This window comes from Streptomyces sp. NPDC048565 (genome assembly GCF_040650935.1).
Taxonomy (GTDB): Bacteria; Actinomycetota; Actinomycetes; order Streptomycetales; family Streptomycetaceae; genus Streptomyces.
Genome location: NZ_JBEZIH010000010.1, coordinates 72,245 through 91,659, shown reverse-complemented (window position 1 = coordinate 91,659; position 19,415 = coordinate 72,245). Strand labels below are relative to the sequence as shown.

At 71.3% G+C, this 19,415-nt stretch carries 15 protein-coding genes; 14 read left to right on the top strand and 1 reads right to left on the bottom strand.

Going from position 1 to position 19,415, the window contains the following annotated elements:
- Positions 1–56: 56 nt before the first annotated feature.
- Positions 57–905 (bottom strand): formate dehydrogenase accessory sulfurtransferase FdhD, encoded by an 849-nt coding sequence (fdhD, locus tag AB0C75_RS14760; RefSeq protein WP_362890643.1) that lies wholly within the window; start codon positions 903–905, stop codon positions 57–59.
- Between the two features lie 302 nt (positions 906–1,207).
- On the opposite strand from fdhD, the gene AB0C75_RS14755 reads away from it, so the two are divergent.
- The 14 genes from AB0C75_RS14755 to AB0C75_RS14690 all read left to right on the top strand — a co-directional run bounded on the left by AB0C75_RS14755 (position 1,208) and on the right by AB0C75_RS14690 (position 19,413).
- Positions 1,208–2,158 (top strand): beta-ketoacyl-ACP synthase III, encoded by a 951-nt coding sequence (locus AB0C75_RS14755; RefSeq protein WP_362890641.1) that lies wholly within the window; start codon positions 1,208–1,210, stop codon positions 2,156–2,158.
- Between the two features lie 74 nt (positions 2,159–2,232).
- Positions 2,233–2,910 carry a GntR family transcriptional regulator gene (locus AB0C75_RS14750; protein ID WP_362890639.1) on the top strand — a complete coding sequence of 226 codons (678 nt, stop codon included), beginning with the start codon at positions 2,233–2,235 and terminating at the stop codon, positions 2,908–2,910.
- A 185-nt stretch (positions 2,911–3,095) separates the two neighbouring features.
- Positions 3,096–4,277, top strand: coding sequence for an ROK family transcriptional regulator (locus AB0C75_RS14745; protein ID WP_362890637.1), 1,182 nt, complete (start codon positions 3,096–3,098; stop codon positions 4,275–4,277).
- A gap of 273 nt (positions 4,278–4,550) precedes the next feature.
- Positions 4,551–6,074: a sugar ABC transporter ATP-binding protein gene (locus AB0C75_RS14740; protein WP_362890635.1), complete on the top strand. Its 1,524-nt coding sequence runs from the start codon at positions 4,551–4,553 to the stop codon at positions 6,072–6,074.
- Positions 6,071–7,126 carry an ABC transporter permease gene (locus tag AB0C75_RS14735; protein WP_362890633.1) on the top strand — a complete coding sequence of 352 codons (1,056 nt, stop codon included), beginning with the start codon at positions 6,071–6,073 and terminating at the stop codon, positions 7,124–7,126. Before AB0C75_RS14740 ends, AB0C75_RS14735 begins: the two co-directional genes overlap by 4 nt.
- 80 nt (positions 7,127–7,206) lie before the next feature.
- Complete coding sequence (locus tag AB0C75_RS14730) at positions 7,207–8,247, top strand: substrate-binding domain-containing protein (protein ID WP_362890631.1); 1,041 nt, start codon at positions 7,207–7,209, stop codon at positions 8,245–8,247.
- A gap of 47 nt (positions 8,248–8,294) precedes the next feature.
- Positions 8,295–9,515, top strand: coding sequence for a Gfo/Idh/MocA family oxidoreductase (locus AB0C75_RS14725; protein ID WP_362890630.1), 1,221 nt, complete (start codon positions 8,295–8,297; stop codon positions 9,513–9,515).
- 11 nt (positions 9,516–9,526) lie between these two features.
- A complete protein-coding gene (locus AB0C75_RS14720; protein ID WP_362890628.1) occupies positions 9,527–10,531 on the top strand; it encodes a sugar phosphate isomerase/epimerase family protein in 1,005 nt (334 codons plus the stop codon).
- A gap of 425 nt (positions 10,532–10,956) precedes the next feature.
- Positions 10,957–14,673 (top strand): ThuA domain-containing protein, encoded by a 3,717-nt coding sequence (locus AB0C75_RS14715; protein WP_362890626.1) that lies wholly within the window; start codon positions 10,957–10,959, stop codon positions 14,671–14,673.
- Positions 14,674–14,767: 94 nt separating this feature from the next.
- Positions 14,768–15,886, top strand: coding sequence for an inositol-3-phosphate synthase (locus AB0C75_RS14710; protein WP_362890624.1), 1,119 nt, complete (start codon positions 14,768–14,770; stop codon positions 15,884–15,886).
- Positions 15,883–17,079 carry an SCO3242 family prenyltransferase gene (locus AB0C75_RS14705; protein ID WP_362890622.1) on the top strand — a complete coding sequence of 399 codons (1,197 nt, stop codon included), beginning with the start codon at positions 15,883–15,885 and terminating at the stop codon, positions 17,077–17,079. The genes AB0C75_RS14710 and AB0C75_RS14705 overlap by 4 nt, the downstream gene beginning before the upstream one ends.
- Positions 17,076–17,942, top strand: a complete 867-nt coding sequence (locus AB0C75_RS14700; RefSeq protein WP_362890619.1) for a sugar phosphate isomerase/epimerase family protein — start codon at positions 17,076–17,078, stop codon at positions 17,940–17,942. Before AB0C75_RS14705 ends, AB0C75_RS14700 begins: the two co-directional genes overlap by 4 nt.
- Positions 17,936–18,568, top strand: coding sequence for an EboA domain-containing protein (locus AB0C75_RS14695; protein ID WP_362890617.1), 633 nt, complete (start codon positions 17,936–17,938; stop codon positions 18,566–18,568). Before AB0C75_RS14700 ends, AB0C75_RS14695 begins: the two co-directional genes overlap by 7 nt.
- Complete coding sequence (locus AB0C75_RS14690; RefSeq protein ID WP_362890615.1) at positions 18,565–19,413, top strand: TatD family hydrolase; 849 nt, start codon at positions 18,565–18,567, stop codon at positions 19,411–19,413. The genes AB0C75_RS14695 and AB0C75_RS14690 overlap by 4 nt, the downstream gene beginning before the upstream one ends.
- Positions 19,414–19,415: the final 2 nt, after the last annotated feature.

Here is a 19,415-nt window from a genome sequence, read left to right as displayed (position 1 = left end):
GCCCGCCCCACCCGGTGTGCTCACGCACCGGAAAGGTGCTCTGCCTCAGCGTGCCCTCATGCCTGGCTCACCGCCGGCTCCAGGGCGATGCGGTCATCGCCCGCGTACACGTTCATGGACCGGCCCCGCAGGAAGCCGACGAGGGTCAGGCCGCTCTCGGCCGCCAGGTCCACGGCCAGTGACGACGGTGCGGAGACCGCCGCGAGCATCGGAATCCCGGCCATCACCGCCTTCTGCGCCAGTTCGAAGGAGGCGCGCCCCGACACCAGCAGGATCGACTGCGAGAGCGGCAGCCTGTCGTCGGTGAGGGCGCGTCCCACGAGCTTGTCGACCGCGTTGTGGCGGCCGACGTCCTCCCGGACGTCGATCAGCTCGCCCTCGGGCGAGAAGAGGGCCGCGGCGTGCAGGCCCCCCGTGCGGTCGAACACCTTCTGTGCCTCGCGCAGCCGGTCGGGCAGCGCGGAGAGCAGCGCGGGCGTGACCCGGAGCGGGGGAGTGTCGGCGACGGGGTGGCGGGTCGTGGTGCGTACGGCGTCGAGGCTCGCCTTGCCGCAGAGCCCGCAGGACGAGGTCGTGTAGACGTTGCGTTCGAGCGTGATGTCGGGGACCACGACGCCGGGCGCGAGCTGCACGTCCACCACGTTGTACGTGTTCACGCCGTCGGCCGTCGCCCCGGCGCAGTACACGATGGACCGCACCTCCGACCCCTCGCCGATCACGCCCTCGCTGACGAGGAAACCCGCCGCGAGCGCGAAGTCGTCACCCGGGGTGCGCATCGTGATGGCGAGCGGCTTGCCGTTCAGCCGGATCTCCAGGGGTTCCTCCGCGACGAGGGTGTCGGGGCGGGTAGTGACCGCTCCGTCCCGGATGCGGATGGTGCGGCGACGCTCGGTGACCCGTCCCATGGCCGTGAACCCCGATTCCTTGTGTGGTGGAAGGTGTGGTGGAAGCGTGTGGTGGAAGCCGAAGCGGCCCTTGTCACCGAGGTTGCCACGAGGCGCCGGCCGTCGTGCGGCGAGGTGCGTGGAGATCCGGTCCGATTTCGATTCGGACGGGGGACGTCGGTGTGTCCTCGAGAGTTCCCGGTGCGCTGTTCGAGACGCTCCAACACGAGACCCGTATTCCTGTGGGGTTAGGTGCCCCTGTACCGGTCAGTAGCAACCAAGACTGGATAGTTCCTGCCAAACGTAGCGAGGGGAACCCGTACATGACCGGCTCACGTGTCGTGGCGCTCGGCCACTATCAGCCCGCCAAGGTCCTCACCAACGACGATCTGGCGGTCATGGTCGACACCAGCGACGAGTGGATCACCAGTCGGGTCGGCATCAGGACACGACACGTGGGCGGCCCGGACGAGCCGGTGGACGATCTCGCCGCGCACGCGGCGGCCAAGGCACTCGCGACGGCCGGGCTGCAGCCCTCGGACATCGACATGGTTCTCGTCGCCACCTCCACCGCCATCGACCGCTCGCCGAGCATGTCGGCGCGGGTCGCCGCACGCCTGGGCATGGGTTCGCCCGCTGTGATGGACATCAATGTGGTCTGCTCCGGGTTCACCCACGCGCTGGCCACCGCGGACCACGCGATCCGGGCCGGAGCCGCGACCCGGGTGCTGGTCATCGGCGCCGACAAGATGGGCGACATCGTCGACTGGACGGACCGCTCCACCTGCGTCCTGATGGGCGACGGTGCGGGGGCCGCCGTCGTCACCGCCGACCCGGACGGGGGTGAGCGGCCCGGGATCGGGCCCGTCCTGTGGGGTTCGGTGCCCGAGATGGGCAACGCGGTACGGATCGAGGGCACGCCCCCGCGGTTCGCGCAGGAGGGCCAGTCCGTCTACCGCTGGGCCACCACGCAGCTGCCGCCGATCGCGCGGAAGGTCTGCGAACGGGCCGGTGTCACGCCCGAGGACCTCGCCGCTGTGGTGCTGCACCAGGCCAACCTGAGGATCATCGAACCCGTCGCCCGGAAGATCGGTGCGGTCAACGCCGTCATCGCCCGTGACGTGGTGGATTCCGGCAACACCTCGGCCGCGTCGATCCCGATGGCGCTGTCCAAGATGGTGGAGCGGGGCGAGGTCGAGAGCGGTGCGCCGGCCCTGCTCTTCGGCTTCGGCGGGAACCTCTCGTACGCGGGCCAGGTGATCCGCTGCCCCTGAGGCCTTCTGTGCGGCACTGCGCTCGGTAGACTGTAGACGATAAGCAATTGCTGGGCGCCCGGAGGGGGACCGCGATGTCGTCCGCAGGATTGCCGCCAGGGTCGGTGCCGAAGCTGGAGCGGCCCGGACCGCTGCGCGAGCGCGTCTACGAGGCGCTCCTGGAGCTGATCACCACGCGCGCACTCGGTCCTGGCCAGCATCTGGTCGAGAGCGAACTCGCCGGGCAGCTGGGGGTGTCGCGACAGCCGGTGCGGGAGGCCCTCCAGCGGCTGAACACCGAGGGCTGGGTCGATCTGCGCCCCGCGCAGGGCGCGTTCGTCCATGAGCCCACCGAGGAGGAGGCGGACCAGCTGCTCTCGGTCCGCACCCTGCTGGAAACCGAGGCGGCCAGGCTGGCCGCCGCCGACTCCGGGCGCCGTGGCATCGAGGCCCTGGAGGAGCTGTGCTCCCAGGGGGAGCGGGCCGTCGCCGCAGACGACGTGGACCTCGCCGTCGCCACGAACGCCGCATTCCACGCCAAGGTGATGGATCTGGCGGGCAATGTCGTGCTGTCCGAGCTCGCCGGTCAGGTGGACCGCCGGGTCCGCTGGTACTACACGCCCGTGGCGCGTCAGCGCGGCACCCGCTCCTGGATCGAGCACCGGGAGTTGATCGCGGCCATCGCCGCCGGGGACGAACAGCGGGCGACCGAGATCATGCGCACGCACACCGAGCACACACGCGAGACGTACCACCGGCGCGAACGGGGCTGACCGGCGCCCGGGAGGGGCCCGGGGTGGCGTGCTCCCGCGGGCCTACCCGGGCGCACCTTTGTCCTGAGTGTGGAGAAAGTTGGAGCGGATTCATGCTCAACTTCTTCCCACTCCGGTAAACCGCTGCTACGTTCCCTCGAAAGCCCGACGGACTGGCCCGTGGCGGGGAGGGACGCGTGAGACGCATGACGGCACGACCCGCGAACACGCACCAGGCGCGACTGCTCCGGCTGTTGCGCGACGAGGGACCCAACTCCCGTGCGCAGCTGGGCGATCAGATCGACCTGTCGCGTTCCAAGCTCGCCGTCGAGGTGGACCGGCTCCTGGAGACCGGACTCGTCGTGGCCGACGGGCTCGCCGCGTCCCGCGGCGGACGCCGCTCCCACAACATCCGGCTCGCTCCCGGACTCCGCTTCCTGGGCGTCGACATCGGCGCCACCTCCATAGATGTGGCCGTCACCAACGCCGAGTTGGAGGTCCTCGGACACCTCAACCATCCGATGGACGTACGGGAAGGCCCCGTTGCGATCTTCGACCAGGTGCTGGCGCTGGCGGCCAAGCTCCGGGCCTCCGGGCTCGCCGACGGTTTCGACGGCGCCGGCATCGGCGTACCTGGCCCCGTCCGCTTCCCCGAAGGCGTACCGGTCGCACCGCCGATCATGCCCGGCTGGGACGGCTTCCCGGTCCGCGAGGCGCTCAGTCAGGAGCTGGGCTGCCCCGTCATGGTGGACAACGACGTGAACCTGATGGCGCTGGGGGAGCAGCACGCGGGCGTCGCCCGTTCCGTGGGCGACTTCCTCTGCGTCAAGATCGGTACGGGTATCGGCTGCGGCATCGTGGTGGGCGGAGAGGTCTACCGCGGCACCACGGGCAGCGCCGGAGACATCGGCCATATCCAGGTGGAGCCGGACGGCCGCGCCTGCGCCTGCGGTAACAAGGGCTGCCTGGAAGCACACTTCAGCGGCGCGGCCCTGGCCCGCGACGCCGAGGACGCGGCCCGCGCCGGCGGGTCGCCCGAGCTGGCGGCCCGGCTGGAGGCGGCCGGAAAGCTCTCGGCCGTCGACGTGGCCGCCGCCGCCGCGGCCGGCGACCCCACGGCACTGGACCTGATCCGCGAGGGCGGCAACCGCGTCGGCCAGGTCATCGCCGGACTCGTCAGCTTCTTCAACCCGGGCCTCGTCGTGATCGGCGGCGGGGTGACCGGGCTCGGCCACAATCTGCTGGCCAGCGTCCGCACCCAGGTCTACCGGCAGTCCCTGCCGCTGGCCACGGGCAATCTCCCCATCGTCCTCGGTGAGCTGGGGCCCGTCGCCGGAGTGACCGGCGCGGCCAGGCTCATCAGCGACCACCTGTTCTCGCCGGCCTGATGTCCGGGCCGGCGCGCCGTTCGGCACGCGTTCCGCAGTCACCCACGTAAGCAGCCTGTTCCGAGCTCCGCCCGCAGGACCGCACAGCAAGCGTCCGCAGGACCGCACCGCAGCTCCACCCAGGACGACCGCACCGCAGCGCCACCCAGCAGCTCCGTCAGCAGCACAGCACCGCCGTCACCGCACCCTGCCCGCTCACCGGCCTCACCCGCGCTCCCGGCCCCTCCCGAGGCCCCATGAGCAGGGGAGACCCACTCGCCGAGGGGATTCGTCATGGCACCAGAACCACCTCTGCTCACGATGTCCGGCATCACCAAGTCGTTCCCCGGAGTGCGCGCCCTCGACGGCGTGGACCTGGAGGTGCAGGCCGGTGAGGTCCACTGCCTCCTCGGCCAGAACGGCGCGGGCAAGTCCACCCTCATCAAGGTGCTGGCGGGAGCCCATCAGCCCGACGACGGCACCATCACCTGGCGCGGCGAGCCCATCCAGCTGTCCACGCCGATCACCGCGATGCGGCTCGGCATCGCCACCATCTACCAGGAACTCGACCTGGTGGAGGGCCTGTCGGTCGCCGAGAACGTCTTCCTCGGGCATGAACCCACCAGCGCGGGCTTCGTCGTGAGGACCCGTGAGGCCCGTACCGCCGCCGCCGCGCTCCTGAAGCGCCTCGGGCACCCGGAGATCGACCCGGCCCGCGCGGTCGGTGACCTGTCCGCGGCCCACCAGCAGATCGTCTCCATGGCGCGGGCGCTCTCCCACGACGTGCGGCTGATCGTGATGGACGAGCCGTCCGCGGCCCTGGACCCCGACGAGGTCGACAACCTCTTCCGCATCGTCGACGGGCTCACCGCCGACGGGGTGGCCGTCGTCTACATCTCGCACCGGCTGGAGGAGATCCGCCGCATCGGTGACCGGGTGACCGTCCTCAAGGACGGCAGGGCCGTCGCCGTCGGACTCCCCGCCAAGTCCACGCCCACCAGCGAGGTCGTCTCCATGATGACCGGCCGCAATGTCGCGTACGTCTTCCCCGACCGGCCCAGCGGCGGCGCCCCGGCCACGGCCGAACCCGTGCTGAGGGTCGAAGGACTGTGCCGCAAGGGCGAGTTCGAGCCCGTCTCCCTGGAACTGCGGCCCGGCGAGATCGTCGGCCTCGCCGGGCTCGTCGGCTCCGGGCGCTCCGAGATACTGGAGACCGTCTACGGTGCCCGCAAGCCGACCGCGGGGCGAGTCCTGGTCGACGGCACACCGCTGCGCGCCGGCAGCGTACGGGCCGCCGTGGCCGCGGGAATCGGCCTCGCCCCGGAGGAACGCAAGGCGCAGGCCCTGCTGTTGACGGAATCGGTCACCCGGAACGTCTCGGTCTCCTCCCTGTCCCGCTTCGCCCGCGCCGGGTGGCTCGACCGGGGCACCGAGCGCAAGGCCGCGAGGAACGCGACCCGGCAGCTGTCCCTGCGGCCCGACAACCCGGACGCCGCGGTCCGCACCCTGTCCGGCGGCAACCAGCAGAAGGCGGTCCTGGCCCGCTGGCTGCTGCGCGGCTGCCGGGTCCTGCTGCTCGACGAACCGACCCGCGGCGTCGATGTCGGCGCCCGCGCCGAGCTCTACGCAGTCATCCGCCGGCTGGCCGACGAAGGCCTCGCCGTACTGCTCGTCTCCAGCGAAGTGCCCGAAGTGCTGGGCCTCGCCGACCGGGTGCTGGTCCTCCGGGAGGGCCGTGTCGTGCACACGGCCGATGCCACGGAGCTCGACGAGCACCGCGTCCTCGACCTCGTCATGGAAGGGAGCCCGACGTCATGACACAGCCCGCACCGTCGGCGCAGTACCAAGGACCGGAGAAGGAGTCCCCGACCGGCCCCGAGGACGCGCCGCCCCCGAAGCAGGGAGGCGGCGGCCTGCGCGCACTCGGCCTGCGCGCCGATGTCCGTAACCTCTCGCTCCTCGGTGTCCTCGCCGTCCTGGCGCTGGTCGGGGGCCTCACCGAACCCGACGCGTTCCTGGACACCGGGAACCTCCAGCTGATCCTGACCCAGGCCTCCGTCATCGGGGTCGTCACCGTCGGCGTGACCCTTGTCATCATCGGCGGCGGCATCGACCTCTCGGTCGGCGCGATGGTCGCCCTCGCGTCCGTCTGGGCGACGACACTCGCCACCCAGGACTTCGGCTTCGCGGGCATCCTCTTCACCGCCGTGGTCGTCGGCCTCGCCGCAGGGCTCGTCAACGGGGTCCTCATCGCCTACGGGCGCATGGTCCCCTTCATCGCGACCCTCGCCATGCTCGCGTCGGCCCGTGGACTCGCCCAGCTGATCACCGACGGCAAGACACAGATCGTCACCGTCCAGTCCGTCCTCGACCTGGGCCTGCCCGACTCGTACGTCCTGGGTGTCCCGCCGCTGGTCCTGTTCTTCGCCGCGGTCACCGTCGCCGGCTGGCTCATCCTGAACCGGACCACCTTCGGACGCCGTACGGTCGCCATCGGAGGCAACGCGGAGGCGGCCAGGCTCGCCGGCATCGACGTCCGGCGCCAGCGGCTCTACCTCTACCTGCTGTCCGGCCTGTGCTGCGGCATCGCCGCCTTCATGCTGATCGTTCTGTCCGGCTCGGGGCAGAGCACCAACGGCAATCTGTACGAACTCGACGCCATCGCCGCCGCGATCATCGGAGGCACTCTCCTGAGCGGTGGCCGGGGCACCATCGTCGGATCCGTGCTCGGCGTCCTCATCTTCACCACGATCACCAACATCTTCGCTCTCAACAATCTGCAGAGCGACGTCCAGTCCATCGCCAAGGGCGCCATCATCGTCGCCGCCGTCCTCGTCCAGCACCGCACCCTGCGCGGCAGCGACACCTGACGGCCCGGCCGCCCCACGCAGCAACTGATCACCCACCCGCTGTTCCGTACGCATCGCACCGGATGAAGGGTTCGACAGCCATGCCAGAAACCAGCCGCAGAGGACTGCTCTTCGGCACCGCGGCCGTCTCCGCGGGAGCCTTCCTCACCGCCTGCACCAGCAACGATCCCAAGGAGAAGGCGTCCGACCAGAGCAGCGGCCAGCCCGCCGCCGATGACAAGCCGGGCAAACCCCTCACCATCGGCTTCGCAGGGCCGCAGGCCGACCACGGGTGGCTGAACGCCATCAACGTCCAGGCCAGGAACCGGGCCGAGAAGTACTCCGAGGTGACCCTGGAGATCACCGAGGGTTCCAACGACACCGCCGCCCAGATCGGCCAGGTCAAGACCCTCATCAACAAGAAGGTCGACGTCCTGATCGTCCTGCCCGCCGACGGCAAGGCGCTCACCCAGGTCGGCCTGGAGGCCATGAAGGCCGGGATCCCGGTCGTCAACCTGGACCGTGTGTTCGCCTCACCACAGGCCTACCGCTGCTGGGTCGGCGGCGACAGCTACGGGATGGGCCTCAACGCCGCGCAGTACATCGGTGAGCAGCTCAAGGGCAAGTCGAACGCCAAGGTCGTCGAGCTCGCCGGCATCGACAACCTGGAACTGACCAAGCAGCGCAGCCAGGGTTTCGCCGACGGCCTGAAGAACTACTCCAACATCAAGCTGGTGGCCCGTCAGGCCGCCGACTTCACCGTGGAGTCGGGCCAGGCCAAGATGGCGCAACTCCTCCAGGCGCAGAAGCAGTTCGACGCCCTCTGGAACCACGACGACGACCAGGGTGTCGGTGCGCTCCGCGCCATCCAGCAGGCCGGCCGCGACGAGTTCATCATGGTCGGCGGGGCGGGCGCCAAGTCCGCGATGGACGCCATCAAGGCCGACAACAGCGTCCTGAAGGCCACCGTGCTCTACCCGCCCACCATGGCCGCATCCGCGGTCGACCTGGCCCGCGCGCTCGGCCAGAGCAAGGGTGTCGCCGGCCTCGCCGAGCTGGAGATCCCGACCTCGCTGACCCTGTACTCGGCGGTGGTCACCAAGGACAACGTCGACCAGTACCTGCCGACGGGCTTCAGCTGATCCCGCACCGCCGCCGCCACCGAACCACCGACGAGGAGGAAGCCCGCATGGTCCGCAGGGAAGAAACGGAGCAGGAGACCGAGGTGCCGCCGCCGACGGCGACACTCGGTGTCGGCATGGTCGGATACGCGTTCATGGGCGCCGCCCACTCCCAGGGGTGGCGGACCGCGGGACACGTCTTCGACCTGCCCGTGCGTCCCGCTCTCGCCGCGATCTGCGGGCGCGACCGAACGGCCGTCGAGGCCGCCGCCGCCCGGCACGGGTGGGCTGCCGCGGAGACCGACTGGCGCGCCCTGATCGCCCGCGACGACGTGCAACTGGTCGACATCTGCACCCCGGGCGACAGCCACGCGGAGATCGCCATCGCCGCGCTCGACGCGGGCAAGCACGTGCTGTGCGAGAAGCCGCTCGCCAACACGGTCGCCGAGGCGGAGGCCATGGCGGAGGCCGCCGAGCGGGCGGCGGCCCGCGGCCAGGTGGCGATCGTGGGCTTCAACTACCGCAAGGTGCCCGCCCTCACCTACGCCCGCTCGATGATCGAGGAAGGCCGGCTGGGCAAGCTCAGGCACGTGCGGGCCACCTACCTCCAGGACTGGCTCGTCGACCCCGGATCACCGCTCACCTGGCGGCTGGAGCGCGAACGCGCCGGATCCGGTGCGCTGGGAGACCTCGGGGCGCACATCGTCGACCTCGCCCAGTACCTGGCGGGGGAGCCGCTGGTCGGGGTGTCGGCGATGAGCGAGACCTTCGTACGCGAGAGGCCGGTGCTCGCCGGAGCCGCCGCCGGGCTCACGGGCGCCGCGGACAGTGCCGCGCGGGGGGCGGTCACCGTCGACGACGCGACGCTGTTCAACGGGCGGCTGGCATCGGGAACCCTGGCCTCCTTCGAGGCGACCAGGATGGCGGCGGGGCGCAAGAACGCCCTGCGCCTGGAGATCAACGGGGAGTTCGGGTCGATCGCCTTCGACCTGGAACGGCTCAACGAGCTCTCCTTCCACGACCACACCGAACCCGCCACCAGCGCCGGCTTCCGCCGGATCCTCGTCACCGAACCCCAGCACCCCTACCTGGAGGCGTGGTGGCCGCCGGGTCACGGTCTGGGCTACGAGCACACCTTCGTCCACCAGGCCCATGACGTGGTGCGCACCATCACCGAAGGACGGGCCCCGCTCCCGTCGTTCGCCGACGGGCTCCAGGTGCAGCGGGTGCTCGCCGCGGTCGAGGAGAGCGCCGCCAAGAACTCCACGTACACCCCGGTCCCCTTCTAGGAGGTTCGCGCATGCCCCGTCCCTTCACTCTCTTCACCGGCCAGTGGGCCGACCTGCCGCTGGAGGAGGTCTGCCGGCTCGCCCGGGACTTCGGCTACGACGGACTCGAACTCGCCTGCTGGGGCGATCACTTCGAGGTCGACAAGGCCCTGTCCGACCCCGGCTACCTCGACGGCAGGCACCAGCTCCTCGACAAGTACGGCCTCAAGTGCTGGGCGGTCTCCAACCACCTGGTCGGCCAGGCCGTCTGTGACAGCCCGATCGACGAGCGCCACCAGGGCATCGTGCCCGCCCGCATCTGGGGGGACGGGGACCCCGAGGGCGTCCGCAGGCGGGCGGCCGAGGAGATCAAGAACACCGCGCGGGCGGCGGCCGCCTTCGGGGTGGACACGGTCATCGGCTTCACCGGGTCCTCGATCTGGCATCTGGTCGCCATGTTCCCGCCAGTACCGCCGCACATGATCGAACGCGGTTACGAGGACTTCGCGGAGCGGTGGAACCCGATCCTGGACGTCTTCGACGCGGAGGGCGTGCGGTTCGCCCACGAGGTGCATCCCAGCGAGATCGCCTACGACTACTGGACCACGCACCGCGCCCTGGAGGCCGTGGACCACCGGCCCGCGTTCGGGCTGAACTTCGACCCGAGCCACTTCGTGTGGCAGGACCTCGACCCGGTCGGCTTCCTGTACGACTTCCGGGACCGCATCTACCACGTGGACTGCAAGGAGGCCCGCAAACGCCTCGACGGCCGCAACGGACGCCTGGGCTCCCACCTGGCGTGGGGTGATCCCCGGCGCGGCTGGGACTTCGTCTCGGCGGGGCACGGTGATGTGCCCTGGGAGGACGTCTTCCGGATGCTGCGGTCCATCGGGTACGAGGGGCCGGTCTCCGTGGAGTGGGAGGACGCGGGCATGGACCGGCTGGCGGGGGCGCCGGAGGCGCTGGCCTCGCTGAAGAGGTTCGATTTCGACCCGCCGAGCGCGTCCTTCGACGCGGCGTTCGGCAGCGGAGACTGACCCCGGGGGCTCTGCCCCCGGACCCCGCGCCTCAAAACGCCGGCGGGGCTCAAGGTGACCCGGCATGATCGAGCCCGCCCGGCGTTTTGAGGGCCCGTTCAAGCCCCGCCGGCGATTGAGGCGCGGGGTCCGGGGCGGCGCCCCGGTTGGGGAAGGGGCGGGTAGGGGAACAGCCGCGCAGGGCCCAGGCCCCCGGGGCGATCCCGCCTGCCCTGAAGCGGCTTTGTCCTGCCGTGGGTAAAAGTTCAAGGCGCCCTCTGCGCAAGGGCTTTCCGTTGAGGACGAACCCGGCTACGGTCCCTTACGTGTACACGACATGACCCTGGCCCCAGGGCCCCCTCAGGCCCCGGGGACAAGCGCGGCAGTCCCCGCGTGGAACGGCAGAACGCATCCGCCCGTACAACCGGCACCCCCGGAGGACGCACGTGCACCGAAGCAGCAGACGGCTCCGCGCCCGAAAATCACTCGCTCTCCTCACCGGCGGACTGCTCGCCGCCGCCACCCTCACCCTGACCTCATCGCCCGCGGCGACGGCCGACGCACCACGGGCCGCATCCACGAAGGCGGCGGAGGAGGACTTCCAGCAGGTCACCCTCGCCAAGGGCGCGGAGGAGACCGGCGAGCCCATGTCGCTCGCCGTGCTCCCGGACCGCAGCGTCCTGCACACCGCCCGCGACGGCACGCTGAGGCTGACCGACGAGGGCGGCAACACCGTCGTCGCCGGCAAGCTCGACGTGTACGACCACGACGAGGAGGGGCTCCAGGGAGTCGGCATCGACCCCGGGTTCGAGGAGAACCGGGCCATCTACCTCTACTACGCGCCGCCCATGGACACCCCGGAGGGTGACGCCCCGGAGAACGGCACCACGGAGGACTTCACCCCCTTCGACGGTGTGAACCGGCTCTCCCGCTTCGTGCTCAACGAGGACGGCACCCTCGACCAGGACAGCGAGAAGAAGGTCCTCGAGGTCAAGACCTCCCGCGGCACCTGCTGCCACGTCGGCGGTGACATCGACTTCGACGCCGACGGCAACCTGTACCTGTCGACCGGCGACGACTCCAACCCCTTCGCCTCCGACGGCTTCACACCCATCGACGAGCAGGCGAGCCGTAACCCCGCCTTCGACGCCCAGCGCAGCGCCGGCAACACCAACGACCTGCGCGGCAAGGTCCTGCGCGTCAAGGTCAAGGAGGACGGCTCGTACGACATCCCCGACGGCAACCTCTTCGCGCCGGGCACCGAGAAGACCCGCCCCGAGATCTACGCGATGGGCTTCCGCAACCCGTTCCGCATCAGCGTCGACAAGCCCACCGGCACCGTCTACGTCGGTGACTACGGGCCGGACGCCGGCGCGGCCGACCCCGGGCGCGGCCCGGCAGGACAGGTCGAGTTCGCCAAGGTCACCGAGGCGGGCAACTTCGGCTGGCCGTACTGCACCGGCGACAACGACCCGTACGTCGACTACGACTTCGCCACCAAGACGTCCGGCGACACCTTCGACTGCGACGCGCCGAAGAACACATCGCCGAACAACACCGGCATCACCGACCTGCCGCCGGCCCAGCCCGCCTGGATACCGTACGACGGCGGGTCCGTGCCCGAGTTCGGCAGCGGTTCCGAGTCGCCGATGGCAGGCCCCGTCTACCACTACGACGCGAATCTCGACTCCCCGGTGAAGTTCCCCGAGGCCTACGACGGAGACTTCTTCGCCACCGAGTTCGGCCGCCAGTGGATCAAGCGGATCGAGCAGGACGGCTCGGGCAACGTATCGAAGATCAACGACTTCCCGTGGTCCGGCACCCAGGTGATGGACAGCGCCTTCGGGCCCGACGGCGCCCTGTACGTCCTCGACTACGGACTCTCGTGGTTCGGCGGTGACGAGAACTCGGCGCTCTACCGCATCGAGAACGCCACCGGCGGCCACTCCCCGATCGTCGAGGCCAAGGCCACCAAGACCTCGGGCCAGGCACCGCTGAGCACCGAGTTCACCGCCACAGGCACCGACGCCGACGACGACCCGATCGCCTACAGCTGGGACTTCGGCGACGGCACGGACGGCACCGGCGCCACGCCGAGCCACACCTACGAGAAGGACGGCACCTACGTCGCGACCGTCACAGGCGACGACGGCACAGGACGCACCGGCACCGCCAGCGTCCACGTGGTCGTCGGCAACACCGCGCCGACCGTGACCTTCGGGTCCCCGGCCGACGGCGCCCTGTTCAAGTTCGGTGACACCATCCCGTTCAAGGTGAACGTGAGCGATCCCGAGGACGGCACGATCGACTGCTCCAAGGTCACCGTGCGCTACCTCCTCGGCCACGACAACCACGCCCACGCCATCACCTCGGCCACCGGCTGCGAGGGCACCATCACCGCGCCTGCCGACGCCGAACACGACCCCAACGCCAACATCTACGGTGTGCTCGACGCCGAGTACACCGACGGCGGCGGAGGCGGCCAGGCGCCGCTCACCAGCCACGACCAGGTGCAGCTCCAGCCGCGCCACCGCCAGGCCGAGCACTTCACCGAGCAGCAGGGCATCACGCTGCAGGACAAGGCCGAGGCCAACGGCGGCAGGACCGTCGGCGACATCAACGACGGCGACTGGATCTCGTTCACCCCCTACAACCTCACCGGCGCCGACAAGCTCACCGCCCGGATCTCCTCCGGCGGCGCGGGCGGCTCACTCGAGGTACGCACCGGATCGGCGGACGGCACCCTGCTGGGCTCGGCGACGGTCCCCGTCACGGGCGGCTGGGAGACCTTCGAGGACGTGGACGTCGCCCTGGAGAACATCCCGGAGGAGACCACGGACCTGTATCTGGTCTTCAAGGGCGGCGACGGCTCGCTCTTCGACCTCGACGACTTCGAGATCACCGGGGACGCTCCCGTCAAGGAAGCACAGAAGGTGCTCGTCTTCTCCAAGACGGAAGGCTTCCGGCACGACTCGATCCCCGAGGGGATCGCCGCGCTGGATGAACTGGGCAAGGACGCCGACCTCGTGGTCGACTCCACCGAGGACGCCGGCCAGTTCACGGCCGACAACCTTGCGGGCTACGACGCGGTCGTCTTCCTCTCGACGACCGGTGACGTCCTGAACTCCGACCAGCAGAAGGCGTTCGAGGACTATGTGGCAGGCGGAGGCGGCTACATGGGCGTCCACGCCGCCGCCGACACCGAGTACGACTGGGAGTTCTACGGCGGGCTCGTCGGGGCCTACTTCGACTCGCACCCCGAGATCCAGCCCGCGACCGTCCAGGTGGAGAACCACGACCACCCGGCGACCGAGCACCTGGACGACGCCTGGGACCGTACCGACGAGTGGTACAACTACCGCACCAACCCCCGGGACAAGGCCCAGGTCCTCGCCACTCTCGACGAGACCAGCTACACGGGCGGCACCATGGAGGGCGACCACCCGATCGCCTGGTGCCAGGAATACCAGGGCAGCCGGTCCTTCTACACCGGCCTCGGCCACACCAAGGAGTCGTACGCCGATCCCGACTTCCGCGGGCACCTGCTGGGCGGCCTGCGCTACGCCGCCGGCCAGGTCGAGGCCGACTGCGCCCCGGACACGGACTCGGACACCGGCTACCGGTCGATCTTCGACGGGAAGACGCTCGACGGATGGAAGCAGGCGGGCCCCGGGAAGTTCGACGTGGTCGACGGTGAGCTCCGCTCCGAGGGCGGCATGGGTCTGCTGACCTACCAGGAGAAGGAGCTGAGCTCCTACTCGCTGAAGCTCGACTGGAAGCTGGCGGGCGACGACAACTCCGGCGTCTTCGTCGGCTTCCCCGAGTCGGACGACCCCTGGTCCGCGGTGGACAACGGCTACGAGGTGCAGATCGACGCCACCGACGAGGAGGACCGCACGACCGGCGCCGTCTACACCTTCCAGTCCGCCGACATCGAGGCCCGTGACCAGGCGCTGCTGCCGCCCGGCGAGTGGAACAGCTACGAGATCAAGGTCGAGGGCGAGCGGCTCCAGATCTTCCTCAACGGGGTGAAGATCAACGACTTCACCAACACCGACCCGGTCCGCAGCCTGAAGGACGGCTACATCGGTCTCCAGAACCACGGGGACGACGACCAGGTGTCCTTCCGCAACATCCAACTGAAGGAGCTGCCCTCCACCTAGGACGGCGACCTCCTGCACCGGTGGTGGGCGGGGAAGCGTGATGCCTCCCCGCCCACCGTCCACCACCCCTCTAGCGCCCCCAGGGAGGCAGCCCGTGACCGCACATGCCGTTCGTACCGGAGTCTGGTTCATCGGAGCACGCGGCTCCGTCGCGACCACCGCCACCGCGGGGTGCGCGGCCATCGCGGCCGGCCTCCACCCACCGACCGGCATGGTCACCGAGACCGCGCCCTTCACCGGCACCGGACTGCCACCGCTGACCGGCCTGGTCTTCGGCGGCCACGACACCCTCGACTGTCCCCTGCCCAAGCGGGCCGAGGCCCTCGCCGCCGCAGGAGTGCTCCCGCACGGGCTCCCCTCGGCCGTCGAGGCCGAACTCACCGCCGCCGACGCGGAGATACGCCCCGGCGGACCGTTCCCTGGCGACACCCGCACCGACGAGGAGCTCATCGCGGGCTTCGCCGCCGACATCCGGGACTTCGCGGACCGCCACGAACTGGCCCGTACGGTCGTCGTCAACGTCGCCTCGACCGAACCCGCCCCCGCAGAGGGCGACTTCCGGCTGCCCGCCAGCTCCCTCTACGCGGCGGCCGCGCTGCGCGCCGGCTGCCCGTACGCCAACTTCACCCCGTCCACGGGGCTGCGCAGCCCCCACCTCCAGGAGACCGTCACCTCCTGCGGACTTCCCCACGCCGGACGCGACGGCAAGACCGGCCAGACGCTGCTCCGCTCCGTGCTCGCGCCCATGTTCGTCCAACGCGCACTGCCGGTGCGGGCATGGTCGGGCACGAACCTGCTCGGCGGCGGGGACGGGGCGGCGCTGGCCGACCCGGCCGCGGCCGCCGCGAAGAACGCGGGCAAGGAACGCGTGCTCGCCGACACACTCGGGTCCGCCCCTGAGGGCGAGGTCCACATCGACGACGTACCGGCGATGGGGGACTGGAAGACCGCGTGGGACCACATCGCCTTCGACGGCTTCCTCGGCTCGCGGATGATCCTCCAGACGATCTGGCAGGGCTGCGACTCCGCCCTCGCCGCACCGCTGGTCCTGGACCTGGCCCGGCTGCTCGCACGCTCCCACGAGGCGGGCCTGACCGGGCCACGGCCCGAACTCGGCTTCTATTTCAAGGACCCGGACGGCGGCCCGGCCGGGCTGTCCGAGCAGTACGCCGAACTGCTGGCCTTCGCCGAGCGCCTGCGGGTCGCCCGGTGAGGCCGCTGCGGCTGCTCGCGGCGGTGACCGCGTCCCCGCGGTTGCTCGGTGCCCGGCCCGCGGCACCCCTGAACAGCCTGTCCGGCGCGGGTGGGACTGCGCCCGCACCGGGCAGGCCCGCCACTCGCGCACGCCTCGGGGCCTGGGCCGAACTGCTGCGTGTGTCGGCGCTGTTCACCGTGCCCGGTGACGCGCTCGCCGGGGCGGCCGCCGCCGGCCGGCGCCCCGACCGGGGCACGGTACTCGCGGTCGGCGCCTCGCTGTGCCTCTACGAGGCGGGCATGGCCCTGAACGACTGGGCGGACCGGGAGGAGGACGCCGTCGACCGCCCGCACCGCCCGATCCCCTCGGGCCGTGTCACGCCGGGCGCCGCCCTCACAGCGGCGGGTGCCCTGACGGCGGCGGGTCTGGCCCTGGCGAGCCGCGCGGGCCGCCCCGCGCTGGCCGTGGCCTCCGGCCTCGCGGCCACGGTCTGGGCCTACGACCTGCACCTCAAGCACACGAAACTGGGCCCGGCCGCGATGGCCACGGCCCGAACCCTGGACCTCCTCCTGGGCGCGACCGCCGACGCGGGGGCGGGGCCGGGGACAACGCCCGGGACACCCGGGACCCCCCGGCCTGGCAGGGTCCCGGCCACGGGGCCTGCCACGGGCCCGGGCTCGGCCAAGGGCACCTGGCCTGCCGGGGCCCCGAGCGCCCGGCCGGCCTCGGCCGCTGCCCAGGGCGTCCCCAGGGCGCCGGCCGGCTCTCCGGCACCCCTCGCCGCGCTTCCCGCCGCCCTTCTCCTCGGTGCGCACACCTACGCCGTCACCTCCGTCTCCCGCCACGAGGCGCACGGCGGGTCCACCGTCGTGCCGCTCGCGGCGCTGGCCGGTGTCGCCGGGCTCGGGGCCGTCGTCGTGCGCGGCCGGCTCACGCAGGGGGAGCCGACCGGGCGCCCAGCGACCGCCGAACGGCTCCTGCTCCCCGCCTTCGTCGGCGCCTACCTCCGTACCTCCGCAGTCCCCCTCCTCCACGCCGGTCTCAACCCGTCCCCGCCCCTCACCCAACGCGCTGTCGGCGGTGGCATCCGGGCGATGATCCCGCTGCAGGCCGCCCTCGCGGCCAGGGCAGGGGCACCCATCGGGGGGCTCGCGGTCATGGGGCTCGTCCCACTCGCCCGCGCACTCGCCCGGAAGGTGAGCCCCACGTGACCCTCCGACTCGGCTACGGCACCAACGGACTGACCGACCTCCGGCTCGACGACGCCCTCGGCCTCCTCGCCGACCTCGGCTACGACGGGGTCGGCCTCACCCTCGACCACATGCACCTCGACCCCCTCGCGCCGGACCTCGCCGGCCGCACCAGCCGCGTGGCCCGCAGACTCGCCGGGCTGGGCCTCGGTGTCACCGTCGAGACCGGCGCGCGCTACGTCCTCGACGCCCGGCGCAAGCACGGCCCTTCCCTCCTGGACCCCGACCCCGACGCCCGCGCGGCCCGCACCGCACTGCTCGTCCGTGCCGTCGACGTGGCAGCCGGGCTCGGCGCCCACGCCGTGCACTGCTTCAGCGGTGTCACCCCACCGGGCACCACCACGGACACCGCATGGCAGCGGCTGACCGACGCCCTGACACCCGTACTGGACGCCGCCGGCAGCGCGGGCGTCCCGCTCGCCATCGAACCGGAACCCGGCCACCTCCTCGCCACGCTCGCCGACTTCCACCACCTGCGCGCCCTCCTCGGCGACCCCGGCCCGCTCGGACTCACCCTCGACATAGGCCACTGCCAGTGCCTGGAGCCCGCCGCACCCGTCGACTGCGTCAAGGAAGCCGGCCCCTGGCTGCGCCACGTCCAGATCGAGGACATGCGACGCGGCGTCCATGAACACCTGCCGTTCGGTGACGGCGAGATCGACTTCCCCCCGGTGCTCGACGCGCTCGCCGCCACCGGCTACACCGGCCTCACCGTCGTCGAACTGCCACGCCACTCCCACGCGGGCCCCGAACTCGCCCGCAGCTCGATCGACTTCCTGCGCCGAGCCGCCGCCGGCACGACGGACGGAGCCGCACCGTGCTGATCAGCCGTGAGGAACTCGACCACCGGCTCGGGGGAGCGGCCAGAGCCTGGCTCGACGAAGCGCTCGCCGAAGCCGCGCACGCCGCGGCGCACCAGGACGCGGACAGCGGCGATCCGCCCTGGGAGCTGCGCTTCGCATCGGCGGGAAGACACTGCGGGCCGGAGAACGCCGACTCCGTGCGCGCCCTGCTGCTCGTCGAAGCCCGCGCGGGGCTGCCCGCGGTGACCAGGCTCTACGAGCAGGGCACCGCAGCCGAACGCCGCGCCGTCCTGCTCACCCTGCACCGGCTGGGCCTCGGCGCCACCGCACTCCCGCTCGTCGAGGACGCCCTGCGCACCAACGACACCCGGCTGGTCGCCGCAGCCGTCGGCCCCTACGGCGCGGCCCACCTCGACGCGCACGGCTGGCGGCACGCCGTCCTCAAGTGCCTCTTCACCGAGGTCCCCGTCGACGCCCTCGACCGGCTCGGCGAGCGGGCCGGCGGCGACAGCGAACTCGCCCGCATGCTCACCGACTTCGCAGCCGAACGCACCGCGGCGGGACGCCCGGTCCCCGCCGGTCTGCGGACCGTCCTCGACCTCACGGCCCCGGCTCCCGCCCCCACACCGACGGAGGAAACCTCATGAGGATCTTCGACCCCCACATCCACATGACCTCCCGCACCACGGACGACTACCAGGCGATGTACGACGCCGGGGTCCGCGCCCTCGTCGAACCCTCCTTCTGGCTCGGCCAGCCCCGCACCTCGCCGGCAAGCTTCCTCGACTACTTCGACGCCCTCCTCGGCTGGGAACCCTTCCGCGCCTCGCAGTACGGCATCGCCCACCACTGCACGCTCGCCCTCAACCCCAAGGAGGCCAACGACCCCCGCTGCACCCCGGTCCTGGACGCCCTGCCCCGCTATCTCGTCAAGGACTCCGTCGTCGCCGTCGGTGAGATCGGCTACGACTCGATGACCCCCGCCGAGGACACCGCCCTCGCCGCCCAGCTGCAACTCGCCGCCGACCACGGCCTTCCCGCGCTCGTCCACACCCCGCACCGCGACAAGCTCGCCGGTCTGCACCGCACCATCGACGTCGTCCGTGAATCGGCCCTCGCCCCCGAGCTGGTCCTGCTCGACCACCTCAACGAGACGACCGTGAAGGACGCCCTCGACAGCGGCTGCTGGGCAGGCTTCTCCATCTACCCGGACACCAAGATGGACCCGGACCGCATGATCACGGTCCTGCGGAACCACGGCACCGACCGGGTCCTCGTCAACTCGGCCGCCGACTGGGGGAAGAGCGACCCGCTGAAGACCCGCGAGGTCGCCGACACCATGCTGAAGGCCGGATTCGACGAGGACGACGTCGACAAGGTCCTCTGGCGCAACCCCGTCGCCTTCTACGGGCAGAGCGGCCGGCTCCAGCTCGACACCGCCACCCCGGGCCCGCTCCACGAGGGCAACTCCATCCTCCGCGGCGGGGAGTGAAC

What these genes read in the sequence shown, in the direction of transcription:
- fdhD (WP_362890643.1), bottom strand. Translation starts at nt 905, where the DNA reads ATGGGACGGGTCACCGAGCGTCGCCGCACCATCCGCATCCGGGACGGA.
- AB0C75_RS14755 (WP_362890641.1), top strand. Translation starts at nt 1,208, where the DNA reads ATGACCGGCTCACGTGTCGTGGCGCTCGGCCACTATCAGCCCGCCAAG.
- AB0C75_RS14750 (WP_362890639.1), top strand. Translation starts at nt 2,233, where the DNA reads ATGTCGTCCGCAGGATTGCCGCCAGGGTCGGTGCCGAAGCTGGAGCGG.
- AB0C75_RS14745 (WP_362890637.1), top strand. Translation starts at nt 3,096, where the DNA reads ATGACGGCACGACCCGCGAACACGCACCAGGCGCGACTGCTCCGGCTG.
- AB0C75_RS14740 (WP_362890635.1), top strand. Translation starts at nt 4,551, where the DNA reads ATGGCACCAGAACCACCTCTGCTCACGATGTCCGGCATCACCAAGTCG.
- AB0C75_RS14735 (WP_362890633.1), top strand. Translation starts at nt 6,071, where the DNA reads ATGACACAGCCCGCACCGTCGGCGCAGTACCAAGGACCGGAGAAGGAG.
- AB0C75_RS14730 (WP_362890631.1), top strand. Translation starts at nt 7,207, where the DNA reads ATGCCAGAAACCAGCCGCAGAGGACTGCTCTTCGGCACCGCGGCCGTC.
- AB0C75_RS14725 (WP_362890630.1), top strand. Translation starts at nt 8,295, where the DNA reads ATGGTCCGCAGGGAAGAAACGGAGCAGGAGACCGAGGTGCCGCCGCCG.
- AB0C75_RS14720 (WP_362890628.1), top strand. Translation starts at nt 9,527, where the DNA reads ATGCCCCGTCCCTTCACTCTCTTCACCGGCCAGTGGGCCGACCTGCCG.
- AB0C75_RS14690 (WP_362890615.1), top strand. Translation starts at nt 18,565, where the DNA reads ATGAGGATCTTCGACCCCCACATCCACATGACCTCCCGCACCACGGAC.